We start from the raw sequence: 24,849 nt of genomic DNA on the forward strand, positions 1-24,849 counted from the left end.
TCCTGTTTATGTATCATTCCCGCTGGGCCAGACGCTTGATGAGCAGCACCTTTGTTCCTTTGCCGGGTCTGGATGTCACCTTGACCTTATCCATAAAGCTCTGCATCACCGCAAAGCCCAGCCCGGAGCGTTCCTCCGGGTTGCCGGTGGTGAACAGCGGTTCCATGGCCTGCGGGATATCCGGGATGCCCACTCCCTTGTCCGACACCGTGATATGCACCTCCCGGCCGGGATAGACCGCGATGCTCATGACCACCGGCCCGATGTGATCCGGGTAGGCATGGACGATGCAGTTGGTCACCGCTTCGGACACTGCCGTTTTGATGTCGGCCAGCTGCGGCACGGTGGGGTCGTACCGGGCAAGAAAGGCTGCCGCAGCGCCCCGGGCGTAGCTTTCGTTCACGCTGAGGGAGTCGAACTGGAGCTTTGTCGTATTTTCCGCTTTCATAAGGTCATTCCTCCTTCTGTTCTGTGTCCGTACAGGGGATGCGGGCCAGTTGCAGCACCTTTGCCATCTGGGACGGTGTGTGCTGCACCCGCAGGGCCGTGCCCAGCGTGCGGGCAATGCGCTGACGGCCCAGGATCAGCCCCACGCCGGATGAATCCATAAATCCCACCCCGCCAAAGTCCAGGATCATGGTCTGCGGGGTGCGGCTGACCAGTGCATCATCCAGCTGGATGCGCAAGCTCTGCGCTGCATCGTGGTCGATCTCGCCTGCAAGATAGGCGTAAAGCACTTCGCCCGCCGGGCTGAAGCTTACCGTTGCCATGGTTTGTCCATCTCCTTTGCAAAATAAAAGATCCCGTACACATAGTTCCAGTGTACGGGATCTTTCGTTTATTTTTTAGGGAAGCGTGTCGGCTCAGCTGTTTGCCAGCAGTTCGGCAGCTTCCAGTGCGGCAGCCTCACTGCCGCAGACCAGCAGTCCGCGGCGGGTGTTGGCATGCGCCAGTCTGACCGCTTCGGCCAGAGTGGCACACAGCTCCGCATCAAAGTGATACTTTGCCTTCTCGGTCAGACGCTCGGTAAGAGCAGTATCCGTGCCCTGCGGCGTGACGAGATACACCTTATCAAAGGGATTCTCGCTCATGCCGGGCATGGTGGACTTATCCTTCTTCTGTTCCTCCGGGGTCAGGCCGGTCTCCAGCGCGGAGAAGAATGCTTCGGCGCCTTCTTCTTCGGTCAGGCCGATGATGGCACTCATATGGCGCACCTTGGCCATGTTGAGCACCCGCAGCAGAGCTGCTGCCTGCTGCGGAGTGCGGCAGGCATCCAGAATGACCAGCGGGCGCTGCGAGACCACCCGGATGCTGCTGCGGTTTTCCACCGCCGCCAGACCCTCCAGAATGGCTTCATCTGTAATGTCGAAGTCCTTGCGGCAGAGCGCCAGCGAAAGCTCCACAGCCACAGCGGCGTTGCCTGCTGCGTGACGGCCCAGAAAGGCCAGCGGCACAGTGTACCCGCCGTAGTCCACCTTGCTGGCAAACTTTTCCGCTTCCAGAAAGGTGATATCCTCCGGGTCCGGCACCACCAGCTCACAGCCGCATTTTCCTGCGGCTACAATGAGCTCGCTCAGCACTGCCTTAGGCTGCTCCGGCGCGGTGACGCAGATACTGCCCTTGCGCATGACACCTGCCGCCAGTGCGGCAAGGCGCTCCACCGAGCGGCTCACGCCGTCCGGGCCGACCGAGGTGACGGCGCACACCGGCATACCGGGCAGCGCTTCGGCAAGGCCCGCATCCGGCAGCTCCACCACGGCCAGCGTGCAGCCCGCTGCGCCAAAGCAGTTGGCCGCTGCTGCCAGCTCTGCTGCGTCCCGGGGCAGAGCCTCGGCGGCGGAAAGAGCTTCTGCCGTCAAGGCCAGCAGGCCCTCGTCCACCGGAGCATCATCGATGCAGATGCGCTCCGACAGCGGGCGGGAACCCGCATGATACAGACCCGCATGGATGCCCTGTGCGTGCAGGATGGCCGCCAGCAGGCGGGCCACCACAGTCTTGCCCGCCGTGCCCGCCACACCCACAAACTGCACCTTCTGCACCGGCGCGGTGAACGCGGTGCGCAGCTGTTCGGTGGAGGCAAAGCCGTCCGGCAGGGCGGCAAAATACTGATTTGCCTGTTCGATGGTCATTGGTTACTCCTTATTACGATGATGAAACAGCAGCCCGCACAACGCCATGAGCACCAGCGCTGCAAGGATGCCTGCCAGCACACCGGCAGAGTCCAGCCACACATCCGTGACCTGACTGCTGCGGCCCGGCGAGTAGATCTGGATGGTCTCATCGGCCAGTGCGGTGAGCACGCCGCCCAGCAGCGGCACGCTGATGTGCCAGATGTAGCTCCGGGTGTACACCCGCATGCACAGCATGAGCAGGAAGCCTTCCAGCGTATACTCGCAGAAATGCGCCAGCTTGCGCACGATGTGATCCGTCAGGCGCTGGGCAAGGGCCGGATGGCCCAGACGGCGCAGCACTCCCTGCAGCAGGGCAAGCACCCGGCCGCTGGAGCCCTGAGAGACCTCGCCGATCTTCATGGAATTGGAAAAGATGAACACGATGCAGCCAAGGAGGGCAAGAGTAAAGAGCACCCGCCCTGCAGCGACCCACGGAAAAGCGCACTGTGCGCTGCTATGACGACCCCCGCTCAAATCAGCCCAGAGCCTTGATGCTCTGTTCAATGTTGGCGAGCTTGTCCTGACTCTTGGCGTATTTATTGCGGATCTCCTCCACCAGTGCCGCCGGAGCGCGCTCCACAAACTTGGGGTTGTTCAGCTGGTTTGCGAACATGGCCATTTCCTTTTCGGCCTTGGCCTTTTCCTTGTTCAGACGTGCCAGCTCCTTGTCGCGGTCGATGAGCTCCATCATGGGGATGAAGCCGCGTGCAGCGTGGGTGGACACCTGCACCATGCCGTCGGTGCTGCCCTCATACTTCTCGGTAAAGGTCACATCGGTGGCAAAGGCGAACTTTGCCAGATAGACCTGTGCCTTCTGGAAGGGTGCTGCATCGGCAGTCTCGATGATCATGCTGGTCTTTTTGGCGGGGTGGACATTCATCTCAGTGCGCATGGTACGCACGGCCTTGATGTAGTCCATGACTTTTTCAAAGGCTTCCTCTTCGTCAGCCCAGTTGTGAGCTTCATCGAAGGTGGGCCAGCTCTGGGTCATGATGGTCTCGGCAGAGCCGGGCAGAGCCTGATACAGCTCCTCGGTGATGAAGGGCATGAAGGGATGCAGCAGCTTGAGGGCCTTATCCAGCACATACACCAGCACGCGGCGGGCAGTGTCGGCCTGCTGTGCGTCGCCGGAATTCAGGCGGGGCTTTGCGATCTCGATAAACCAGTCGCAGTAGACGTCCCAGATGAAGCTGTTGATCTTGGCAGCGGCCAGACCCATCTCGTAGTGGTCGAGGTTGTCGGTCATGGCACCGGCCACCTGATTCAGCTTGGTGAGCACCCACTTGTCGCTCATGTCCAGCATCTCCTCGCTGGGCAGGCCCGGCTCAAAGTCCTCGGGCAGGTTCATCAGCACAAAACGGGTAGCGTTCCACAGCTTATTGGCAAAGTTGCGGGCAGCCTCCACCTTCTTTTCGATATAGCGCATGTCATTGCCCGGGGTGGAGCCGTCCACCAGCATAAAGCGCAGGGCGTCTGCGCCGTACTGGGCAATGACCTCCAGCGGGTCGATGCCGTTGCCAAGGCTCTTGGACATCTTGCGGCCCTGACTGTCGCGCACGATGCCGTGGATGCAGACAGTGCTGAAGGGTGCCTTGCCGGTGTAGGCCAGACCGGAGAAGATCATGCGGCTGACCCAGAAGCCGATGATGTCGTAGCCGGTGACGAGGGTGTTGGTGGGATAGAAATACTTGAGGTCTTCGCTCTCCTCATTGGGCCAGCCCAGCGTGCTGAAGGGCCACAGAGCGGAGGAGAACCAGGTATCCAGCGTATCGGGGTCCTGGGTCAGCTTTGCGCTGCCGCACTTGGGGCAGGCACAGGGAGCGGACTTTGCCACCACGGTCTCGCCGCAGTCATCGCAGTACCATGCCGGGATCTGATGGCCCCACCACAGCTGACGGCTGATGCACCAGTCGCGGGTGTTCTTCATCCAGTTCATATAGTTCTTGGTGAAGCGCTCGGGCACGAACTTGATCTCGCCCTTCTCCACGCTCTCGATGGCGGGCTTTGCCAGCGGCTCCATCTTGACGAACCACTGCTTGGACACCATGGGCTCGATGGTGGAGTGGCAGCGGTAGCAGGTGCCCACCTCGTGCTTGAGGGGCTCGATCTCCTTCAGGAAGCCGCCTGCTTCCAGATCGGCCAGAATGGCCTTGCGGGCCTCGAGGGTGGTCATGCCGGCGTACTTGCCGCAGTCCAGCACCTCAGGCTCGTTGATGGTGTTCTTGCCGGCGGCGAACAGAGCATCGGCAGCAGCCTTGTCGGCAGCGCCGGTCATGTGACCGTCATAGGTGAACACACGCACGATGGGCAGGTTGTGGCGCAGGCCCACCTCAAAGTCGTTGGGGTCGTGGGCGGGGGTGATCTTGACCACACCGGTGCCCTTGGTCATGTCGGCGTGCTCATCGCAGACAATGGGGATCTCCTTGTTCAGCAGGGGCAGCACCACATGGCAGCCGTGCAGATGGGCATAGCGGGGGTCGTCACCGTTGATGGCAACAGCGGTATCGCCCAGCATGGTCTCGGGACGGGTGGTAGCCAGCTCCAGCATCTCGCCGGTCTCCTTGACCGGGTACAGCAGGTGCCAGAAGCTGCCGTCCTTCTCCTCGTACTCCACCTCGGCGTCAGAAATGGAGGTGTTGCAGTGGGGGCACCAGTTGACCATGCGGTTGCCGCGGTAGATCAGGCCCTTGTCGTACAGACGCACGAACACTTCCTTGACGGCTTCAGAGCAGCCCTCGTCCATGGTAAAGCGCTCGCGCTCCCAGTCGCAGCTGCTGCCCAGCTTCTTCAGCTGGCTGACGATGCGGTTGCCGAACTTGGTCTTCCATGCCCATGCACGGTCCAGAAAACCATCGCGGCCCACCATCTCCTTGGTCAGGCCCTCGGCACGCATGGCCTCCACCACCTTGGCCTCGGTGGCAATCGAGGCGTGGTCGGTGCCGGGCACCCACAGGGCGGCATAGCCCTGCATCCGCTTGGTGCGGATGAGGATGTCCTGCATGGTGTTATCCACCGCATGGCCCATGTGCAGCTGACCGGTAACGTTCGGGGGCGGCATGACGATGGTGTAGGGTTTCTTGTCGGGGTCTGCCTTCGTGTGGAAGTAGCCGCCGTCCAGCCAGAACTGGTAGATGCGGTCTTCCACCTGGCTGGGATCGTACTGTTTTGCAAGTTCTTTCATAGGGTCCTCCCAGTAAAAAATGATGAAGTGGGACGAAAAAAAGCCGTCCCACGGAACGTTCCATGGGACGGCTGTAATAACCGCGGTACCACCCAAATTGCGCAGAGCATCCTGCGCCCCTTGATGCCCCGGTAACGTGGGACAGCTCCGAGAGCGGCTTGCTCTTCAGCTCACCGCTCCTGCTCCAAAGTGACAGCACACCGCCCGACCGTACCGGATTCGCAGCATTCTCCGGCTCTCTGAACGGCAAATGCAGTGCGCACTCTTCTTCAACGCATTTATAAAAAGAATATAGCGTTTTTTGTGCGATTTGTCAATTACTTTTTCTTCAAAAGAATTTATCCTGCTGCCTCTTGCGGTTTGGGCCTTATTCGTGAAAGCGCGTTTGGAGTGGCCCGCAGGCCACGACAAACGCAAATATAAAAAATATTTTTCCGCTGAAGATGCAACGACGACCGCTGCCTGTGGCAGAAACAGAGAGGAGTTGTTGGGGCCGTGGCCAGCAGAATGCAAGGCCCGCTCAAGGGCCGTAGCATACGCTGGGAGCCACAACCCGTCCCAGAGCGAACGCGTCGGCCATTTTAATCTGCAATTCCTTCCTTTTTCAGCCGGGCAATGAGCCGCTCCATCAGGGCGATGCGGTTGAAGGGGGTCATCAGGTAGAAGCCGTCTGCATAGGGCGCTGCGGCCTGTGTAGCCTTCACCGAGACTTCCAGTCCCAGCTCTTCGCCCTGCGCACGGTCCAGCCCGGCAAAGCGCTCGACGATCTCAGCGTCCACATGGATGCCGTTGACCTCGTTCTCCATGAAGATGGCGTTGCGCTGGCTCACCACCGGCATGATGCCCGCCAAAATCTTTGCCCTGCTGCCCAGCGCTTCCCGGGTCTTTTTCAGGTTTTCCACCGCCTGTGCCGAGAGCACCGGCTGGGTGAGGAAGCCGCTCATGCCATTCTCCAGCTTTTCCTGTGCACGGCGCAGCTCCACATCAAAGTTGCGGGCGTTCAGGTTCAGCGCACCGAACACGGTGAGGGGCGAGGGCATTTCCCGACCCTCGCCTGCCAGCGAGACGATGTACTGCGCCAGCTTGCGGGAGTTGAACTGGTACACGTTCTTCACCTCGTCCCGCTCTGCGGTGGGGATGGGGTCGCCGGTGATGGCCAGCACCTCCCGCACGCCCTCGGCATACAGGCCCAGCAGCAGGGCCTTGGTGGCGTTCAGGTTGCGGTCGCGGCAGGTCATGTGGGGCAGCACGTTCAGCCCCAGCTCCCGGTGCACCCGGCAGGCCACCAGCGAGGAATCCATCCGTGCCCGGGCAATGGGGCAGTCTGCAATGGTCAAAAGATCGGCCCCGGCAGCCTGCAGGCGGCGGGCCCCCTCCAGATAGCCCGTCAGGTCGGCGTCCTTGGGGGAGTCCAGCTCAATAGCGATCACCTTTTTGCCCGCGTTCAGCTTGCGCAGAAAGGCATCGTCCATTTCCACTACCGGCTTTGCGGCAGCGGGTACCGGCGCTGCCGCTGCCACCGGCAGCTGCTCCGGCAGCGCATCCAGCGCCGTGCGCAGGGCCGCAATGTGGGCGGGCGTAGTGCCGCAGCAGCCGCCCAGAATGCGCACACCCTCGGCGGCAAGGCCGACCAGCTCCCGGGCAAAATATTCCGGCCTGCCCTGATACTGCACCCGGGTGCGGGTGACCACCGGGTAGCCTGCGTTGGGCATGACAGACAGGGGCAGCTCTGTTCTGCCCAGCTGCTGCACCAGTGTGCGCATGGCACCGGGAGCAGAAACGCAGTTCAGGCCCACGGCATCCACTGCGCCGCAGGCGGTCATGCTGCGCACCAGCTGGGTGCAGTGCCGTCCCTCACGGGTGTAACCGTCCGGCAGCACCGCAAAGGACACCAGCACAAAGGCGTCCGGCACCGTTTCTTTGATCTGCTTCGCGGCTTCGGCCACACCGGCGTCGCTGCTCAGCGTCTCAAACAAAAAGTTCTTTGCACCCAATGCGGCAAACCGCTCGGCAAGGGCTGTATAGATCTGTGCCGCCGGGAGCGATTCCGTATCCGGGGCCGGGCCAAGATCGGCGAACACGGCAGCGCCGGTCTTTGCAGCGGCCTGTGCGGCCAGCCTCCATCCCTCGTCTGTCAGGGCCTCCCACAGCGGATTTCCCGCCGCCGCCATCCGCGGCAGACCAAAGGTATTGGTCTTGATGGCATCGGCACCTGCTTCCAGATACGCACCATGCACGGCCAGAACTCCTTCCGGGTCCAGCAGATTCGCCTGCTCACACTCCTGCCCGGGCTTTGCTTTATAATAGGTGCCCATGCCGCCATCGAACAGCAGCGGGCGTTTTTTCAAGATCTCACGCACATCACTCATGGAGCGTTCTCCTTTTCCCACAAAAACACTTGGCTTTTAGTTTAATGCACAAAAGCAGTCTGGTCAAGCGTTTTTTCGCGGCGGCGCTTGCAGGAACGCCAAATTTGTGCTATCCTATGCATACTTTATAAAATAGGGAGGTGTGTGCCATGCGCCACGCCGGAACGCAGGAGTTTGAGACTGACCGGCTTTTTCTGCGCCGCCTGCTGCCGGAGGATGCCGACATGATGTACGCAAACTGGGCGTCCGACCCGCAGGTGACCCGTTTTCTGCGGTGGGAGCCCCACAAAAACGCTCTGGAAACGCTGGGCCTGCTGGCGGCATGGGCCACACTCTACCCGAACCCGGACTACTACCAGTGGGCCATTGTGGAAAAGGCCTCCGGACAGGTGTTCGGCAGCATCGGCATCTTCAACGCCGCGTTGGGAGATGCCGGTCAAAAAGCATTCTGGCCGGAGCTGGACACCTCGGGCGGCATCTGGGAAGCAGGCTACTGCATCGGACGGAGCTGGTGGAATAAAGGTCTTGCCACCGAAGCGCTGAAGGCTGTGACCGCGTACTGGTTCAGCCATACTGACGGGGACTGGCTGACCTGCTGCCATGCCAAGGCAAACCCCGCCAGCGGCCGGGTGATGGAAAAAGCCGGTTTTGTGTACCACCACGACACCGTTGATCACAAGTTTGACGGCACACCGGTGGAATGCAAAAGCTATTTATTGACGCGGGAGCGTTACGAACATAGAAAGGACTTACCGTGAGCGAACTTTACGATATCTTAGTGGAAACACCCCCGACGAAGGTCATTCTGCTGGCACTGGATCAGGGCCTGTGGGACTGTGAGCGCAGTCTGGCAGAGCTTTCTGCCCTGTGTGAAGCTAATCACATGGAAGCCGTGGCGCAGGTGACCCAGAAGCGCCAGACCCCGGAGACCGGCATCGTGCTGGGCAGCGGCAAACTGGAGGAAGCCAGCCTTGCCGCCGAAAGTCTGGGTGCAGAATGCGCCGTATTTGACGGTGAACTGACCGGCAGCCAGATCCGCAACATCTCCAATGCGCTGGGCGGACTGGAAGTGATCGACCGCACCATGCTCATTCTGGAAATTTTCCGCAGCCGCGCCGTCACCAACGAGGGCAAGCTGCAGACCGAGCTGGCCCTTCTGCGCTACCGTCTGCCCCGTCTGCAGGGCATGGGCGAGGCACTGAGCCGTCAGGGCGGCGGCGGTGGCGGCGGCGGCGGTGCCCGCCGTGGTGCCGGTGAGACCAAGCTGGAACTGGACCGCCGCCATGTGCACGCCCGCATTGATGCGCTGGCTGAAAAGCTGGCCGAAATGGAAAAGCGCCGGGGCGAGAGCCGCAAGGCCCGTGCCAAGACCGGTATGCCGGTGATCAGCCTTGTAGGCTATACCAACGTGGGCAAATCCAGCCTGATGAATGCTCTGTGCGGCCCCAGCGTAGCCGAAGCGGACATGCTGTTCGCCACACTGGACCCCACCAGCCGCAAGCTGGTGCTGCCCAGCGGCATGGCCGTGCTGCTGGTGGATACGGTGGGCTTTGTGTCCCGCCTGCCCCATAATCTGGTGGAGGCCTTCAAGTCCACGCTGGAAGAAGCCGCATGGTCGGACGTCATCATCCGGGTGGCAGACGCAGGCGATGAGCAGCGGGAAGAGCAGCTGGCCGTCACCGACGAGGTTCTGGACGGGCTGGACTGTACGGACATCCCCCGCCTGACCGTCTACAACAAATGCGACAAGCCGGGTGCCATGAGCTTTGACCCGGACATCCTGCTCACCAGCGCCAAGACCGGCTATGGTCTGGACACCCTGCTGGCAAAGCTGGACGAGGTGCTCAGCGACCGGGTGCACACTCTGCGGGTGCTGCTGCCCTACGATAAGCTGGGCCTTGCCGCCCCCATGCGGGAGCGGGGCAGCGTGCAGTTGGAAGAATACCGGGAGGACGGGCTGTATCTGGAGGGTATCGTCAAGACCGAGGACCTGCACTGCTTTGAAGGGTATCTGGTCTGATCGGCGTACACGATTTAAATCGCCTCCGCTGTGCTCCGGCTATCATCAGCGAAATAATATTTTGAGATAGAGCAAGCCCGGAAAGTCTGCAGACTTTCCGGGCCTGCATTTTCACGGATGGGGTCGCAGCCGAAAGCAGCTGCTCTATAGGTCGATTACATTGTCTGCCACTGCTTTTTTCAAAAAGAAAAAATCCCCAGCAAACACAAAAACCCGCCTGGCAGCGGGTTTTTGTGTATAGAGGGGTGGGAAAGTATATAAAGTAGTGAATCTCAAATCCAATCGGCAGGCACATTGTGCATCGCGCCGCCTTGCATGATGTATTATACCCCTTTTTGTTTTCTTGTCAAACAGATTTTTCCGGTTTTGCTTTAAATTAAGTCTTTACTTTTCCATCAAAACTTTATATAATTAACACAAACCCAAGCAAAAGCAAACCTTTTCAGCATTTGTATGTTTGCACCAACAATAAAACTTTACTTTCAAAAAATTTTATACAATCCAACATATTTTCAAAAAGGAGTATTCCCATGGACGATCTGGATCGCAAGATTCTCTCCCTGCTTGCCAAGAATGCCCGTATGCCGGTCAAGGAGATTGCCGAGCAGATATCGCTGACCAGCCCTGCGGTGTCCAGCCGCATCCATAAGCTGGAGACGGACGGCATCATCAGCGGCTACACCGTCACCCTGAACCGCCCCGCCGACCGTGTGTACGTGGACGCCCTCATCAGCCTTTCGGTGGCACCGTCCAAGCAGGACGCCTTTCTGGAGCTGCTGCAGAACAGCAAGGAGGTACTGCAGTGCTACCACGTTACCGGTGCCTACACCTTCCTTGTCAAGGTGAGCTGCGGCAGCATGCCCCAGCTGGAGCATCTGATCCTGCAGTTCCAGAAGCTGGGCACCACCAGCACCCAGATCATTCTCTCCACGCCCGTGAACCATGGCGAGCTGGACGCCCTGATGCTGTGAGCCGTTCATAAAAAGGTTACGTTTGTGGTGCAATCCTGCCGGGATGTGGTTCGTATTACGGATAGCAGGCGCAAAACGGCACACACTAATGCCAAGCCGCCGCACCTGTTTTCAGAAGCTGTTTTTACACAGGAAAGGAATGCATTTATGAAACGTATCATCGCCGCACTGCTTGCCGGTCTGTGCCTGTTTGCCCTTGTGGGCTGCTCTGCCGGCAGCAAGGCCGACTCTGCCGCCCCCAAAGACTACTCCCAGATCATCCACGACGCCCGCACCGACGAGGACAACGAGTACGATATGATCTTTACCAGAGGGGAAGACGGCAAATTCACCGCCATCGACGGCTACAGCGCCGAGTATGAGGCCGACCAGCTGAACGACGAGCTGAAAGACATCGTGTTCCCCCTGCTGGGCCTTGAGGACGGCAGCTACGAGAGTTTTGCCGCCTCGGTTTCCTCCATGATGGTGCGCAGCTATGCCATAGCCATCGTGAAGCCCGCCGAGGGCAAGACCGACGCTGTGAAGGCTGCACTGGAAGCCTATGTTCAGAGCGAACAGCAGTCCATGGAGCACTACCTTGAGGACCAGTATCAGGTCGCCAAGGCAGCCACCGTCACCGTAGCCCCCACCGGCGAGGTGATCCTGGTGTGTGCTGAGGATCACGACACAATTCTTTCCAACATCGAAAAAGCCCTTGCCGCGTGATTTCGCGTTCCGGAGACCGCATCCTGTCAGGATGCGGTTTCTTTTTGCGTCGGGATATGCTATACTGGCATTGTAATTGTGCACAGACTTAGGAGTGTCTTTATGTATAAAGCGACCATCGTGATCCCGAACATCAACGGCAAGGGCTGGCTCAAGGATTCCATCGAGTCGGTCTACGCCCAGACTGAGCAGAGCTTCCGGCTTATCGTGGTGGACAACGGCTCCACCGACGAAAGTCTGGAGCAGGCCCGCAGCTATTGCAGCCGCGAAAATTTCACCCTCATCGAAAACGGCACCAACACCGGCTTTTCCCACGCGGTGAACCAGGGCATTGCTCTGGCCGACAGCGAGTATGTGGTGCTGTTCAACAACGACGCCTTTGCCGAGCCCCAGTGGCTGGCCGAGCTCATCCGCACCGCCGAGACCGACCCGAAAATTTTTGCAGTGCAGAGCCTGATGATTCGTCACTTTGACCGGGAGCTGGCCGACGACGCGGGCGATTATGTCACATGGATGGGCTTTGCCTGCAAGACCGGTGATGGCCGCCGCGCCAGCCGCTACACAAAGTGCAGGCGCATCTTCTCGGCCTGCGGCGGTGCGGCGCTCTACCGCAAGAGCATTCTGGACGAAATCGGCAATTTTGACGAGAACTTCTTTGCCTACTTTGAGGATGTGGATCTGAGCTGGCGTGCCAACAATGCAGGCTATAAAAACCTGCTCTGCCCCACTGCCAGATGCTACCATATCTGCGGTGCCAGCACCGGCGCGGTGCGGTACAACGCTTTCAAAAGCCAGCAGAGCGGCCGCAACAGCATCCTTCTGCCCCTCAAGAATGAGCCGCTGCTGATGCTGGTGCTCAACTTTATCCCTCTGGCTGCAGGCTACCTGCTCAAGTGCTACAAGTTCCACAAGCAGGGCTTTGGGGAAAGCTGGGACAAGGGGATGCACGAGGCCTTTGCCCTGCTGAAAGCCGGCAAGCTGGGCAAGCGGCCCTTCCGCCTGAAAGATCTGCCCAACTACATTTTGATGGAGCTGTGGATGATCTGGAACATGGTACCGTATCTGTGGTACCGGCTGGTGGTGGTACGGTTCGATCTGAAATAACACACAGGCAGGAAGTCATTTTCCGCTGCGCCCTGCCGGGAAAATCCGCAGATTTTCCCGGGGGAGCAAATATAAATAGTATTTCCGCTGAATATGGTCAAAACGCAAAAGGGACCGCTGCACCAAAACTATGCAGCGGTCCCTTTTGTATTTGTACTTTACCCTGCGGTGCTGGCGGCATCGTCCGCAGCAGGGGCTTCGGCCACGACGCTGTCTGCGCCGTTTTCTGCCTGCGTCTCCGGCTCAACGGCAGAAGCCGCCGAATCTGCTGCATCCGAACCGGCTGTGGCAAGGATGGCATCCTGCACATCGCTTTCTGCCATGGGCTCCGGCAGGCTTGCGGCAGATGTGCTGTCGGCGCTCTCGGCCTTGGTCTCGCTCTCGGTCAGGCCGGTGAGATACCAGCTGCCGCTCTGACGCTCGAACAGATAGTCCATGTACTTGGTGGGCGTATCCGAGGACACATTGATGATGCTGTCGTCATTGCTTGCCGTGGGGATGTAGCCCACGGTAACGTGCAGCTTGCCGCTGCGCTTGAACAGCTTGGTCACTACTGCACGGTAATAGCCCACGGTGCCGGTGACGGGGATCTTGTAGCACTGGGTGGCATCATCGAATTCGATGGTCATGTCCTCCATCTCAAAGCTGCGGTGGGTAAGCTTGAAGCCCGGGCCCAGCAGCTTTGCAAGGTAGGCGTCCACATCCAGCGAGGGCAGCAGCAGCTGTTCGGTGTCGGGGTCGGTATTGTAGTTGTCAAAGCCGCCCTGCGTTTCCTGGATGCTGTAGATGCAGCCCCACACCGCTGCCTCGCGCAGGGTCAGGTCGTCGATGTTCTCAATGCCGTCAAAGGGCATGGGGTCAAACAGCACCAGCCCTTCCAGCTTATCCTCATATTCCTGCTTCTGTGCCGTATCGTCGAACAGGTTGGCCACAGCGCCCACACCGGCCCGCAACACAGTAACAAAGCCCACGACCACCAGAATGGCGACCAGAAGGCCCAGTGCCTGACGCCCGCGGCGGCGCTGCACGCGTGCATGTTCTTCAGGGGTAATAGAATGTTTCATGTTTGTTGTATCTCCCAGGGTTGTCAAATGGTACAGTATTCAGTATACCACATACCGGCCCATTGTGCAAAACCATGCCCGTGGTTTTTTTGTGAAAGTACGCGGAGTGCGCCGAATGGACGCAGCTTGCATCATTCCCAGCTTTTCCAGACATCGGGCTGATAGCCCACGGTCGCCTGACGCCCATTGCGCACAATGGGCGTTAAAAACAGCTGCTGGTTTTCAAACAGCTTGTCCTCTTTCTGCCAGTCCACCAGTGCGTCCAGAAGCGCAAGGGTCTGCTTATCCTTGGCCTTGGGGTTCACCAGTTTTTCCCAGCCGCCCAGCGCCCGAGCCACGTTGTCGAACTCGCCGCGGCTCATTTCTTTTTCCTTCAGGTCGATCATCTGGAATTTGACCCCCCGCTCCTTGAAATAGCGCTGGGCCTTTTTGGTATCAAAGCACTTACTGGTGCCGAAGATCTGAATGTTCATGGTACTTCCCTCCTGAAAGTCTATTTTACCACAGCTGCGGGCCGTTGCATAGGCATAATTCGCAGCCAGACGGGCCATACTGCCTGCAAGGCAAGATTACAAGGAGGTTTTTTCTATGAACGCATACGTTGACCCAGACCTTTGCATCGGCTGCACCCAGTGTGCCGGGCTGTGCCCCGCCGTGTTCCACATGGAGGGCGTTCTGGCAGTGGCCGAGCCCGGGCCGATCCCGCCGGAGGAGGTGCCGCAGGCTGTGGATGCCGCCAATGCCTGCCCGGTGAGCGCTATCCGCATTGAGGAGTAAACGCTCGACGATCCGGCAATACGTTTTTACGCTCTCCCGGTGCTTGCCGGAGGGAAGCACGACCACCTGCACCTGCAGACAGAACCTCAACTGCCGCCTTTCCGGGCGGCAGTTTTCGTTTGACATTCTTTTTGCAAATTACAGGCAAAAGCGCCCGTGCTCCCGTTGCAGTTTTTTACGCAAAAATCCCCCGCTGGGTGCGGTTTTGTGCTATACTATAAGATGAGTAATAATGCAACGGAGGAACACGACTATGCGTTTACTGGTCATTGACGGCAACAGCATTGCCAACCGCGCCTTTTTCGGCATCAAGCTGCTGACCACCAAGGACGGACGATACACCAACGCCATTTATGGCTTTCTGAATATCCTGCTCTCCCTGCTCAAGGAGTGCGAACCCGACGAGGTGGCCGTGGCCTTTGACCTGAAGGCCCCCACCTTCCGCCACAAAATGTATGATGGCTACAAGGCCACCCGCCATGGCATGCCCGAAGAGCTGGCCCAGCAGATGCCGGTGCTCAAGGAGCTGCTGGCAGACCTTGGCTACCGCACCGTCACTGCCGAGGGCTGGGAGGCGGACGACATCCTTGGCACGCTGGCCGCTGCCTGTGCCGCCCGGAAGGACGACTGCTTCCTTGCCACGGGAGACCGGGACAGCCTGCAGCTGGTCAGTGACACCACCACTGTGCTGCTTGCCGCCACTGTCATGGGCCGCAGCAAAACGGTGACGATGGATGTGGACGCCATTCAGGAAAAATACGGCATCCAGCCCAGACAGCTCATTGAGGTAAAGAGCCTGATGGGCGATGCCTCCGATAATATCCCGGGGGTGCGGGGCATCGGTGAAAAGACCGCTCTGTCTCTGGTGCAGAACTTCGGTTCGCTGGAGGGTGTGTACGAGCACATCGACGACAAGCGCATCAAGCCAAAACAGCGGGAGCACCTTCTTGAATGCCGCGAAATGGCCGAGCTGAGCCACACGCTGGGCACCATCCGCACCGATGCGCCCATTGACACCGCCGAGGGCTCTTACAAGGTGGGCGAAGGCCGCAAGGCTGAGGCTGTGCGCCTTTTGCAGGAGCTGGAGATCCACTCCCTCATTCCCCGCTTTGGGCTGGCCGGCGTTGTCCCTGCCGCACCGGAGGGCGAGGACGGCATCGAGCTTGCACAGGCAGAGCTGGAAGCCCTGCCGCTGGCTCCTTCCGGTACCTATCTGGTTGCCTCCCGCCCCGCCGTCATGGGCAAGCAGGGCACCCGCAACGTGGTGCTGCAGCCGGAAAGCTGGTACGCCGTGCAGGACTGCACCGTTTACCCGCTGGAGGACGCCGACCTTGTGCGCCTGCTGGACAACGCAGACGTAACCCTGGAGGTGTTCAACTCCGCGCCGCTGTACGCCAAAGCCATGGCCGCAGGCGGCTGGGGCAGCAGCATCGTGTGGGACGGCAAGCTTGCCGCCTACCTGCTGGACGCTTCTGCCTCCAAATATCAGATCGGTGAACTGGTGTCCAGCTACCGCGCCTCGGCCGCCTTTGCCTGCACCGATTACCCGGACGCAGGCCGCCTTGCCGATCTGTTCAGCAAGATGAAGGCCGAGATCACCGCCTGCGGAGAGGACGCCCTTTACAACGAGATCGAGTTCCCGCTGGCACAGGTGCTGGCCGATATGACCCGCACCGGCGTGCTGGTGGACAAAGACGGCATCGAGCAGTTCGGCGTAAAGCTGCGTACCGAGCTGGAGCAGGTGCTCACCCGCATCCACATGGAGACCGGCAGCGCCAGCTTCAACCCCAACAGCCCGAAGCAATTGGGCGAAATGCTGTTTGATACCATGGGCCTGCCCCACGGCAAAAAGACTCAGCGCGGCTGGTCCACCGATGCCGAAACGCTGGAAAGCCTGCGGGATTACCCGCTGGTGGAGGATATTCTGCAGTACCGCGCCTACCAGAAGCTGAACTCCACCTACGTGGAGGGCCTGCTCAAGGTGATCGGCGAGGACGGCCGCATCCACTCCACCTTCAACCAGACCGAGGCCCGCACCGGACGGCTCTCCTCCGACAACCCCAACCTGCAGAACATTCCCATCCGCACCGAGCTGGGCAGCCAGCTGCGCGCCTACTTTGTGGCAAAGCCGGGCTGTGTGCTGGTGGATGCCGACTACAGCCAGATCGAGCTGCGCATTCTGGCCCACATTACCGGTGATGAACACATGCAGCAGGCATTTTTGAACGGTGAGGACATCCACCGCAGCACCGCCGCAAAAATTTACGGCATCCCGCAGGAAGAGGTCACCTCCCGTCTGCGCTCTTCTGCCAAGGCCATCAACTTTGGCATCATGTACGGCAAGGGTGCCTACAGTCTGGCCAAGGACATCGGCGTGACCGTGAAGGAAGCAGACGCCTTCCTCAAGAACTATCTGGCCGCCTTCCCCAAGGTGAGCGGCTACATGGACAAGACCATCGCGGACGCCAAGGCCGTGGGCTATGTATCCACCCTGTTCGGCCGCCGCCGCGCCCTGCCGGAGCTTTCCAGCTCCAACTTCAACGTCCGTTCCAGCGGCGAGCGGATGGCCCGCAACACCCCCATTCAGGGCACTGCGGCCGACGTGATCAAGCTGGCCATGGTGCGGGTATGGAAGCGGCTGCGGGACGAAAAGATGGAAAGCCGCCTGATCCTGACCGTCCACGACGAACTGATCGTGGAGGCCCCGCAGGCCGAAGCCGAAAAGGCTGCGCAGATCCTGCGGGAGGAAATGGAAGGCTGCGTGCAGTACGCCGTGCCCCTGAGCACCGATGTGCACGCAGGCAAAAACTGGCTGGAGGCCCACTGAAAAATGATCATCTTAGGAATTGAATCTACCTGCGACGAGACCGCCGCAGCGCTTGTGGAGGACGGGCGGCATCTGCTGAGCAACGTCATCTCCACCAGCGTCAAAGAACAGGCTCTTTACGGCGGCGTTGTGCCGGAGATCGCCAGCCGCCGCCACTGCGAATTTATCAGTGCTACCGTCAAAAAAGCCCTGCTGGATGCAGGCAAGACCATCGACGATGTGGACGCCGTAGCCGTCACCTTTGCGCCGGGGCTCATCGGCGCGGTGCTGGTGGGCGTGAACTTTGCCAAGGGTCTGGCCTACTCGGCGGGCAAGCCGCTGGTGCCGGTGCACCATCTGCGGGGACACATCGCCGCACTCTACCTGACCCACCCGGAGCTGAAGCCGCCCTTCCTCTGTCTGGTGGCCTCCGGCGGGCACAGCCACATCGTGGAGGTGCAGGACTACACCCACTACCACATCCTCGGCCACACGGTGGACGATGCCGCCGGTGAAGCCTTTGACAAGGTGGCCCGCACGCTGGGTCTGCCCTATCCCGGCGGCCCCAGCGTGGCCAACGCCGCCAAGACCGGCGACCCCAAGGCCTACCGCCTGCCGGTGCCCCATGTGGAGGGCAAATACAACGTGAGCTTTTCCGGCCTGAAGACCGCCGTGCTCAACGAGGTGAACAAGGCTCAGATGAAGGGCGAAGAAGTGAACGTACCCGACCTTGCCGCCAGCTTTCAGGAGCGCATTGCGGGCATTCTGGCCGAAAAGCTGCTGCTGGCTGCTGCAGATACCGGTGCAAAGCAGGTGTGTCTGGCAGGCGGCGTTGCCGCCAACGGACGGCTGCGCCAGCTGGTGAACGATGGTGCCCAGAAGCTGGGCGCCAAGGTCTACCTGCCGGAGCTGAAATTCTGCGGTGACAACGGCGCTATGATCGCGGCGCAGGGGTATTACCAGTACATTGCCGGACACACCGCCGGGCTGGAGCTGAACGGCCTGCCTACTTTACCCATCGACTACGAATAAGCAGCAAAAAAGACCTGCCTTTCCGGGTTCTCCGGAGGGACAGGTCTTTTTCTTATGCACGCTTATGCAAAATATTCCTGCGCACGCTTTGCAGCGTTGTTGATGCAAGCCCGCAGCTCGTCCAGCGTATCAAACTTTTTGCTGGGGCTGAGGTAGGCGTGGAACTCCACCACCGGGTCGGTGCCGTAGAGGTCGCCGGAAAAGCCCGGGATGAAGGTTTCGCAGGTCACCTTGGTGGCGTCGTCGTTGACGGTGGGGCGGCTGCCAAGGCCGGTGGCCGAAGGATACCATTTGCCGCCGATGAAGGTGCGGGTGATATAGATGCCGCTGCGGGGCAGTTGAAAGCCCTCGGGGTACAGCTGGTTGATGGTGGGCACCCCCAGCGTATGGCCCAGACCTGCACCGTGCTGCACCTCGAACCGGATGGCGTAGGGCATTCCCAGCATGGCGTTTGCCGCCGGGATGTCGCCGCCTTCCAGCGCGGTGCGGATGCGGGTGGAGGACACCGGCTTTTCCTCAAACTGCGCCATGGGCACCACGATCACCTTTACGCCCAGTGGCTCGCACAGGGTGCGCAGCAGCTCCGGGTTTCCGGCAGCTTTGGCCCCAAAGGTGAAGTTTTCGCCGCAGACCAGTGCCCGGGCGCGGCAGTCCCGCACGATGCCCAGCACGAACTGCTCCGGCGTCAGGCCCTTGATTTCCTCAAAGTCCGGCGTGAGGTAATACTCCACGCCAAGGCTTGCCACCAGTGCGTGTTTATCTGCAGTGGAGAGCAGCCGTTTGCCCTTCATCTTGTTCACCACCGGCAGCCTGAAGGTGAACAGTGCCGACGCTGCATCGTTGGCTCCGGCCCACTGCACCGCCTCGTTGATCACTGCCCGGTGGCCGATGTGGATACCGTCAAAAAAGCCCATTGCCACTGCGGTGCCTTTTTCCGGCTGCGCCAGCGGCAGCGGCGCAAACTGTGAAATGATCTGCATGGGTCTTGTTTCCTTTTCTTTCGGGATACGCCCTCACCCGCTCTTGCGAAGCTGACCGGTGAGGGTGTCAATTTCGTTCTACGAACAGCTTTTCTACCCGGAGCACGCCCTGCACGATGTTGGCAAGGCCCAAAAACTGTCCTGTCGCATTGCGCACCCGGTAACGGCCATCTGCCGCCGGGTAGCGGCTGGTGGGACAGCCGTTGTACAAATGCTGCTCCACCCATGGCTCCACCACCAGCAGCGGCAGGCTCTCGAACACGCTCTCCACCGGCAGCATCAGTGCTTCCAGTGCGGGCAGACCCTGCTCTTTGGCGGCAAGGATCTCTTCCAGCGTGTGGGCGTCAGCTTCGGTGTACACCCCGGCCGAGGTGCGGCGCAGCGCGCTCATGGTGCCCCTCTGACCCATGGCGGCAGCGATATCCTCCAGCAGCGTGCGGATATAGGTGCCCTTGGAGCACTGCACATCCAGCACATATTCATTTTCTGCCGGGCTGCCGCCGTAGGTGATGCGGTAGATCTCAATGGGCCGCGCCCTGCGTTCCACGGTCACGCCCTCACGGGCCAGCTTATACAGCGGCTGGCCGTTCAGCTTGATGGCCGAATACATGGGCGGCACCTGCATCTGCGGGCCGATGAACTGCGGCAGCACCGCCAGCAATTCCTGCTCCCCGGCGGTGACGGGTGCGGTCTCCAGCACGGTGCCGGTCACATCGCCGGTATCCGTGCGTGCACCCAGCCGGAGCACCGCGCGGTAGCTCTTATCGTGGTTCAGCTGCAGGTCCACCGCCTTGCTGGCCCCGCCGCAGAACACCGGCAGAACACCGGTGGCCATGGGGTCCAGCGTGCCGCTGTGGCCCAGCTTGCGGGTGCCCAGCACGCCGCGCAGCTTTGCCACTACATCGAAGCTGGTCCAGTCCATGGGCTTGTCAACGATCAGAATGCCCTGCATTTATGCTTCCTCCTGCGGTGCGTCCAGCTCGGCTTCCACCTCTGCCAGAATTGCATTTTTTGCATTTTCCAGATTGCCCAGCAGCTCACAGCCTGCAGCGCGGCTGTGACCGCCGCCGCCCAGACGCCGGGCGATGGCGCAGGCATCCACACCCTTTGCGGTGCGCACGCTGATACGGTAGCTGCCACCGGGCTGCTGCCGCAGGGTCAGGCCTACCTTGACCCCTTCGATGCTCACGGGCAGGCTGGTCAATTCTTCCAGATCGGCCGGGTCCACCCCGCTCTGCTCGATCTCGTCCCGGGTGAGGTAGATGAGCGCGCACCGGCCGTCCAGATAGTACTCCAGATGGTTGCGTGCGATGCGCTCCGCTTCCATGCGCTCACGGGGCTTGGTATCGAACAGCAGGGTGTTCAGCTCCTCCACATGACAGCCCGCCTCAATGAGCTTTGCCGCCACAAGGTGGGTGTTGGCCGTGGTGGAGGAAAAGCGGAAGCATCCCGTGTCGGTGGCAAGGCCGGTGTACAGGCAGTCCGCAATGTGTGGGGTGATGGCCACGCCCATGGCGCAGATGACCTCGTACAGCAGCTCTGCCGCCGCTGCGGCGCTGCCATCCAGCAAGGTGAAGTCGGCATAGCCGCTGTTGCCCGAATGATGATCGATACACAGGTCTACATGACGTGAATACTGCGGCATGCCGTTGTTTTCGCCAAACAGCTGTACGCTGGCAACATCCACAGCCACCACCGTTTGGGGCTCAAACTCTCCTTTGAACATGTGCGCATTGGTGAACGCATACCGGGTGGGAATGGCATCGGAGCAGAGCACCGCTGCCTCCTTATCCAGCATTTTCAGGGCACAGTACAGGGCACTGCCGCAGCCAATGGTATCGCCGTCCGGGTTTTTGTGACACAGAATCAAAATGTTGTCCGCAGTCATCAGGCGCTGGGCCATCTGCTGCACATTCAACTGCTCTGTCATTCCATGATCCATCCTTTCCGCACCGGCTGAATTATTCCTCGGTCTCCTCCGGTGCATCGGCTTCCGTGTCAGCATCGCCGTTCACGTTCAGCGTGCGGAGCAGCTCATTGATGTGGGCTGCGTAGGCTGCGCCGTCATCCTCTACAAAGATAAAGCGGGGAGCCTTGCGGATGTGCATTTTTTTGCTCACCTCGGTGCGCACATGACCGGCTGCGCGGTTCAGTGCTTCGATGGCGGGCTTAGGGCCGTCCTCGCGGCCCATGACGCTCACGTATACCTTGGCCACATCCAGGTCGGGGGTCACATCCAGACGGGTGACAGTCAAAAGACCACCCTCCAGCCGGGGATCCTTCAGTCGGCTGATGATGGCAATGACCTCGCGCTTCATGTCCTGCGCAAGGCGGCCCATATTTTTCTGAGACATAGTATTCTCCTTACAAAAGAAAAACCTCTCAGCCTCGCTTCGCTCGGCAGCTCTCCCGAGGGGCGAGCTTTTTGCGTGGATACGGCAAACGTTCCGTTTCTCAGCAAACCTCCCACCTCGGGGGAGGTGGCATTGCGCCAGCAATGACGGAGAGGGTTATTTCAGATCTTAGTCGCGGTACTCTTCCATCTTGAAGGCCTCGTACACGTCGCCTTCCTTGACATCGGCAAACTTTGCCAGAGTAACGCCGCATTCGTAGCCCTCGGCCACTTCCTTGACGTCGTCCTTGAAGCGCTTCAGGGATGCGATCTCGTCCTCGGTGATCACGATGCCGTCACGCACCACGCGCACCTTGCTGTCGCGGGTGATCTTGCCGCTGGTCACACGGCAGCCTGCAACGGTGCCCACATTGGAGATCCTGTACACCTGACGCACCTGCAGCTCGCCCAGAGACACCTCACGGAACTTGGGAGCCAGCATGCCCTTCATAGCGTCGGTGACATCGTTGATGGCATCATAGATGACGCGGTACATACGCATTTCCACCTTGGTGGCAGCAGCTTCTTCCTTGGCCACGTTGTCGGGACGGACGTTGAAGCCGATGATGATGGCGTTGGAGGCATCGGCCAGATCCACGTCGGACTTGCTGATGGCACCGACACCGGCATGGATGACGCGCACACGCACCTCGTCGTTGGAGATCTTCTCCAGACTCTGCTTCACAGCCTCGGCAGAGCCCTGCACATCGGCCTTGACCACGATGGCCAGTTCCTTCATGTCGTTCTGAGCCATCTGGCTGAACAGGTTATCCAGCGTGACCTTCTGGAAGGAGGAGAACTGCTTTTCCTTGGCGGCAGCAACGCGCTGTTCGGCCAGCTCACGGGCCAGACGCTCGTCCTCAACAGCCTCGAACAGATCGCCTGCTTCCGGCACTGCGGTCAGGCCGGTGATTTCCACAGGGGTAGAGGGGCCGGCATCGCTCAGCAGCTGGCCCTTGTCGCTGCGCATGGTGCGCACACGGCCCACAGCGGTACCGGCAATGATGACGTCGCCGGAGTGCAGGGTGCCGTTCTGCACCAGAATGGTGGCAATGGGGCCCTGGCCCTTGTCCAGACGGGCCTCGACGACCGCACCCTTGGCGCGGCGGTTGGGGTTTGCCTTCAGCTCCATGACCTCAGCTTCCAGAGCGATGCGCTCCAGCAGGTCGTTGATGCCCATGCCGGTCAGGGCAGACACCGGGATGCAGGCTACATCGCCGCCCCAGTCCTCGGTGATGATGCCGTACTTGGTCAGGCCTTCCATCACGCGCTCGGGGTTTGCGGTGGGCTTATCCATCTTGTTCATTGCCACGATAATCTTGACATTTGCAGCCTTGGCGTGGTTGATGGACTCGATGGTCTGGGGCATGATGCCGTCGTCGGCAGCAACCACCAGAACGGCAATATCGGTCATGTTGGCACCGCGGGCACGCATGGAGGTGAACGCCTCGTGGCCCGGGGTATCCAGGAAGGTGATGAGGCTGTCGTTGACCTTGACCTGATATGCACCGATGGCCTGCGTGATGCCGCCGGCCTCGCCTGCGGTGACGTTGGTCTTGCGGATGGCGTCCAGAATACTGGTCTTGCCGTGGTCAACATGGCCCATGACACAGACCACCGGGGGACGCTCCACCAGATCCTCCTGCGAATCCTCTTCCTGCGTGAACAGGCGCTCTTCGATGGTCACATGCACCTCGTGCTCGACCTTTGCGTGGAACTCCTCTGCCAGCAGAGAAGCGGTATCGAAATCGATCACGTCGTTGATGGCGTGCATCTCGCCCATCTGCATGAACTTGGCAATGACCTTGCCGGCCTGCTGCTTCAGGCGGGCAGCCAGCTCGCCCACGGTGATCTCGTCGGGGATCATCACCTTCAGCTGTGCGCTGCGGGCCTTTTCCAGCTGGATGCGCTGCAGACGCTCGAACTCGGTCTCGCGCTTGCCCTTCTGGAACTGCTGGCGCTGGCGCTGGCCGCGCTGGGTGAACTTCTGCTTGTTGCCCTGCGGGGTGGGCTTGCGGCGGTTCTCGGTGTTCTTGGTGGAAGCCAGATCATCGTAGCGGGCATCGAAGCGATCCACGTTCATGTCCACGGTACGGGTATCCACGGTCACCTGATTGTCCTCACGGCGCACAGAAACAGCCTGTGCCGGAGCATTTGCAGCCTTGGCACCGGTCTCGCGGGCCAGCTCGCTCAGGGAAACGGTCTTCTCCTCGCGCTTCTTGTGCTGCTCGGGCTTTTTATCGTTGTGCTTATTGTTGTTTTTGTTCTGCTGGGCAGGCTCAGCCTTCTTGGCAGCGGGCTGCTCCGGCTTCTTTTCGGCCTTGGGGGCCTCGGGCTTCTTGTCTGCCTTCTTGTCTGCCTTCTTCTCGGCAGCCTTGGGCTCTTCCTTGGGAGCCTTGGCGCTGTTCAGGAACTCGTCCAGATCCTTCACGCTGCCGGCCTTGCTGAACTTCTCCAGCAGGTAGTTCAGCTCGTTCTCTTCCAGATTGGAGCTGTTCTTCTTGCCGGTGCTGCCCATGGCGTTCAGCTCATCCAGGACCTTCTTGGCAGAAACGTTCAGGTCCTTTGCAAAGTCACTCACTTTATATTTTACGATCATTCGCTCATATCCTCCTCATTTTTGATTGCTCCGCAGTCCGACAGGCGGTCAAAGCAGAGCTTTGCGAGGTTGCGGTCGGTCACCGCATAAACAGCCACAGGCTTGCGGCTGATATCGGCCAGCTTATCCTGCGTAAGCGGCATGGTGATCACATCCACCAGATCGCCCACAGAATAGTTGAGGCGCTGCACGGTCTTGGCGCTGGCATCGGATGCCACCATCACCAGCCATGCCTTGCTCTTGACGCAGGCATCTTCCACGGCGTCAAAGCCCATGGTCAGTGCGCCTGCCTTGCGGCACAGGCTCAGTGCCTGAAACAGCGCTTCCTCCGGGGGCAGCTTGGGTTTTGCGGGGGTGTTATTCTTCTTTGCCATTGTCTGCTGCCTCCTTTGCGGCTTCGGCCAGCTGTGCGGCCAATGCCTCGTATACTTCGGCGGGAACCGGCTGCTCAAAGCAGCGCTCCAGCGCCTTTTTCTTTTTTGCCTTGGTCAGGCAGTCGGGGTTCGGGCAGAGATAGGCTCCGCGGCCCGGCTTTTTGCCGACCAGATCAATGCTGATCTCTCCGCTGGGTGCACGCACCACACGCACCAGCTCCTTTTTGGGGCGGCTGGTCATGCAGCCGATGCACTGGCGGGAAGGGATCTTTTTCTGTGCCATCCGGTTTCCCTCCTTTGGCCA

23 protein-coding genes and 1 other annotated feature are annotated in these 24,849 nt (G+C 60.1%); of the genes, 8 read left to right on the plus strand and 15 right to left on the minus strand.

Features of this window, described 5'->3' with window-relative positions:
- Window positions 1-13: 13 nt before the first annotated feature.
- The 6 genes from spoIIAB to ACNSPV_RS02495 all read right to left on the minus strand — a co-directional run bounded on the left by spoIIAB (window position 14) and on the right by ACNSPV_RS02495 (window position 7,721).
- A complete protein-coding gene (gene spoIIAB, locus ACNSPV_RS02470) occupies window positions 14-448 on the minus strand; it encodes an anti-sigma F factor (protein ID WP_339395299.1) in 435 nt (144 codons plus the stop codon).
- A 4-nt stretch (window positions 449-452) separates the two neighbouring features.
- Complete coding sequence (locus ACNSPV_RS02475) at window positions 453-770, minus strand: STAS domain-containing protein (protein WP_249238204.1); 318 nt, start codon at window positions 768-770, stop codon at window positions 453-455.
- A gap of 93 nt (window positions 771-863) precedes the next feature.
- Window positions 864-2,129 carry a folylpolyglutamate synthase gene (locus tag ACNSPV_RS02480; protein ID WP_339395300.1) on the minus strand — a complete coding sequence of 422 codons (1,266 nt, stop codon included), beginning with the start codon at window positions 2,127-2,129 and terminating at the stop codon, window positions 864-866.
- 3 nt (window positions 2,130-2,132) lie between these two features.
- Window positions 2,133-2,585, minus strand: coding sequence for a VanZ family protein (locus ACNSPV_RS02485; protein ID WP_348584736.1), 453 nt, complete (start codon window positions 2,583-2,585; stop codon window positions 2,133-2,135).
- 61 nt (window positions 2,586-2,646) lie between these two features.
- The gene (locus tag ACNSPV_RS02490) at window positions 2,647-5,352 is read right to left on the minus strand and encodes a valine--tRNA ligase (RefSeq protein ID WP_339395302.1); all 2,706 of its coding nucleotides are present in this window, start codon (window positions 5,350-5,352) and stop codon (window positions 2,647-2,649) included.
- Between the two features lie 60 nt (window positions 5,353-5,412).
- Window positions 5,413-5,634 (minus strand) — a binding site (T-box leader).
- Between the two features lie 299 nt (window positions 5,635-5,933).
- Window positions 5,934-7,721 (minus strand): bifunctional homocysteine S-methyltransferase/methylenetetrahydrofolate reductase, encoded by a 1,788-nt coding sequence (locus ACNSPV_RS02495; protein WP_348584735.1) that lies wholly within the window; start codon window positions 7,719-7,721, stop codon window positions 5,934-5,936.
- A gap of 149 nt (window positions 7,722-7,870) precedes the next feature.
- Here ACNSPV_RS02495 and ACNSPV_RS02500 point away from each other — a divergent pair, with 149 nt between their 5' ends.
- The 5 genes from ACNSPV_RS02500 (at window position 7,871) to ACNSPV_RS02520 (ending at window position 12,521) form a co-directional block, all read left to right on the plus strand.
- Complete coding sequence (locus ACNSPV_RS02500) at window positions 7,871-8,479, plus strand: GNAT family N-acetyltransferase (protein ID WP_348584734.1); 609 nt, start codon at window positions 7,871-7,873, stop codon at window positions 8,477-8,479.
- The gene (gene hflX / locus ACNSPV_RS02505) at window positions 8,476-9,741 is read left to right on the plus strand and encodes a GTPase HflX (protein WP_348584733.1); all 1,266 of its coding nucleotides are present in this window, start codon (window positions 8,476-8,478) and stop codon (window positions 9,739-9,741) included. Before ACNSPV_RS02500 ends, hflX begins: the two co-directional genes overlap by 4 nt.
- Window positions 9,742-10,271: 530 nt before the next feature.
- Entirely contained in the window at window positions 10,272-10,712 is a 441-nt protein-coding gene (locus ACNSPV_RS02510) for an Lrp/AsnC family transcriptional regulator (protein ID WP_249238197.1), read from the plus strand.
- A gap of 147 nt (window positions 10,713-10,859) precedes the next feature.
- Window positions 10,860-11,417, plus strand: coding sequence for a DUF4358 domain-containing protein (locus tag ACNSPV_RS02515; RefSeq protein ID WP_348584732.1), 558 nt, complete (start codon window positions 10,860-10,862; stop codon window positions 11,415-11,417).
- A gap of 102 nt (window positions 11,418-11,519) precedes the next feature.
- Window positions 11,520-12,521, plus strand: coding sequence for a glycosyltransferase family 2 protein (locus ACNSPV_RS02520; protein ID WP_348584731.1), 1,002 nt, complete (start codon window positions 11,520-11,522; stop codon window positions 12,519-12,521).
- Between the two features lie 158 nt (window positions 12,522-12,679).
- Here the strand turns inward: ACNSPV_RS02520 and ACNSPV_RS02525 are convergent, their stop codons facing one another.
- Both ACNSPV_RS02525 and ACNSPV_RS02530 read right to left on the minus strand, forming a co-directional pair.
- Entirely contained in the window at window positions 12,680-13,585 is a 906-nt protein-coding gene (locus ACNSPV_RS02525; protein WP_348584730.1) for an Ice-structuring protein, read from the minus strand.
- Window positions 13,586-13,716: 131 nt separating this feature from the next.
- Window positions 13,717-14,058: an arsenate reductase family protein gene (locus tag ACNSPV_RS02530; RefSeq protein ID WP_249238193.1), complete on the minus strand. Its 342-nt coding sequence runs from the start codon at window positions 14,056-14,058 to the stop codon at window positions 13,717-13,719.
- Window positions 14,059-14,173: 115 nt separating this feature from the next.
- Here ACNSPV_RS02530 and ACNSPV_RS02535 point away from each other — a divergent pair, with 115 nt between their 5' ends.
- The 3 genes from ACNSPV_RS02535 to tsaD all read left to right on the plus strand — a co-directional run bounded on the left by ACNSPV_RS02535 (window position 14,174) and on the right by tsaD (window position 18,200).
- Window positions 14,174-14,362, plus strand: coding sequence for a ferredoxin (locus ACNSPV_RS02535; RefSeq protein ID WP_097801364.1), 189 nt, complete (start codon window positions 14,174-14,176; stop codon window positions 14,360-14,362).
- Between the two features lie 253 nt (window positions 14,363-14,615).
- Window positions 14,616-17,189, plus strand: coding sequence for a DNA polymerase I (gene polA, locus ACNSPV_RS02540; RefSeq protein ID WP_348584729.1), 2,574 nt, complete (start codon window positions 14,616-14,618; stop codon window positions 17,187-17,189).
- Between the two features lie 3 nt (window positions 17,190-17,192).
- Window positions 17,193-18,200, plus strand: coding sequence for a tRNA (adenosine(37)-N6)-threonylcarbamoyltransferase complex transferase subunit TsaD (gene tsaD / locus ACNSPV_RS02545; protein WP_339395310.1), 1,008 nt, complete (start codon window positions 17,193-17,195; stop codon window positions 18,198-18,200).
- A gap of 62 nt (window positions 18,201-18,262) precedes the next feature.
- Here tsaD and ribF read toward each other — a convergent pair whose 3' ends face one another.
- The 7 genes from ribF to rnpM all read right to left on the minus strand — a co-directional run bounded on the left by ribF (window position 18,263) and on the right by rnpM (window position 24,828).
- Window positions 18,263-19,180: a bifunctional riboflavin kinase/FMN adenylyltransferase gene (ribF, locus tag ACNSPV_RS02550; RefSeq protein ID WP_348584728.1), complete on the minus strand. Its 918-nt coding sequence runs from the start codon at window positions 19,178-19,180 to the stop codon at window positions 18,263-18,265.
- A gap of 67 nt (window positions 19,181-19,247) precedes the next feature.
- Window positions 19,248-20,132, minus strand: coding sequence for a tRNA pseudouridine(55) synthase TruB (gene truB / locus ACNSPV_RS02555; protein ID WP_348584727.1), 885 nt, complete (start codon window positions 20,130-20,132; stop codon window positions 19,248-19,250).
- The gene (locus tag ACNSPV_RS02560) at window positions 20,133-21,122 is read right to left on the minus strand and encodes a bifunctional oligoribonuclease/PAP phosphatase NrnA (protein WP_348584726.1); all 990 of its coding nucleotides are present in this window, start codon (window positions 21,120-21,122) and stop codon (window positions 20,133-20,135) included. It abuts the gene before it with no gap.
- Window positions 21,123-21,141: 19 nt separating this feature from the next.
- Window positions 21,142-21,534: a 30S ribosome-binding factor RbfA gene (gene rbfA / locus ACNSPV_RS02565; RefSeq protein ID WP_348584725.1), complete on the minus strand. Its 393-nt coding sequence runs from the start codon at window positions 21,532-21,534 to the stop codon at window positions 21,142-21,144.
- Between the two features lie 168 nt (window positions 21,535-21,702).
- Window positions 21,703-24,171 carry a translation initiation factor IF-2 gene (gene infB / locus ACNSPV_RS02570; protein ID WP_348584724.1) on the minus strand — a complete coding sequence of 823 codons (2,469 nt, stop codon included), beginning with the start codon at window positions 24,169-24,171 and terminating at the stop codon, window positions 21,703-21,705.
- Entirely contained in the window at window positions 24,168-24,545 is a 378-nt protein-coding gene (locus ACNSPV_RS02575) for a L7Ae/L30e/S12e/Gadd45 family ribosomal protein (protein ID WP_249238185.1), read from the minus strand. Before ACNSPV_RS02575 ends, infB begins: the two co-directional genes overlap by 4 nt.
- On the minus strand, window positions 24,529-24,828 hold the full coding sequence (rnpM, locus tag ACNSPV_RS02580) for an RNase P modulator RnpM (protein WP_339395313.1): 300 nt from the start codon (window positions 24,826-24,828) through the stop codon (window positions 24,529-24,531). The genes ACNSPV_RS02575 and rnpM overlap by 17 nt, the downstream gene beginning before the upstream one ends.
- Between the last annotated feature and the right edge of the window lie 21 nt (window positions 24,829-24,849).

It is taken from the genome of Faecalibacterium sp. 3 (genome assembly GCF_048323735.1).
Classification (GTDB): Bacteria; Bacillota; Clostridia; order Oscillospirales; family Ruminococcaceae; genus Faecalibacterium; species Faecalibacterium wellingii.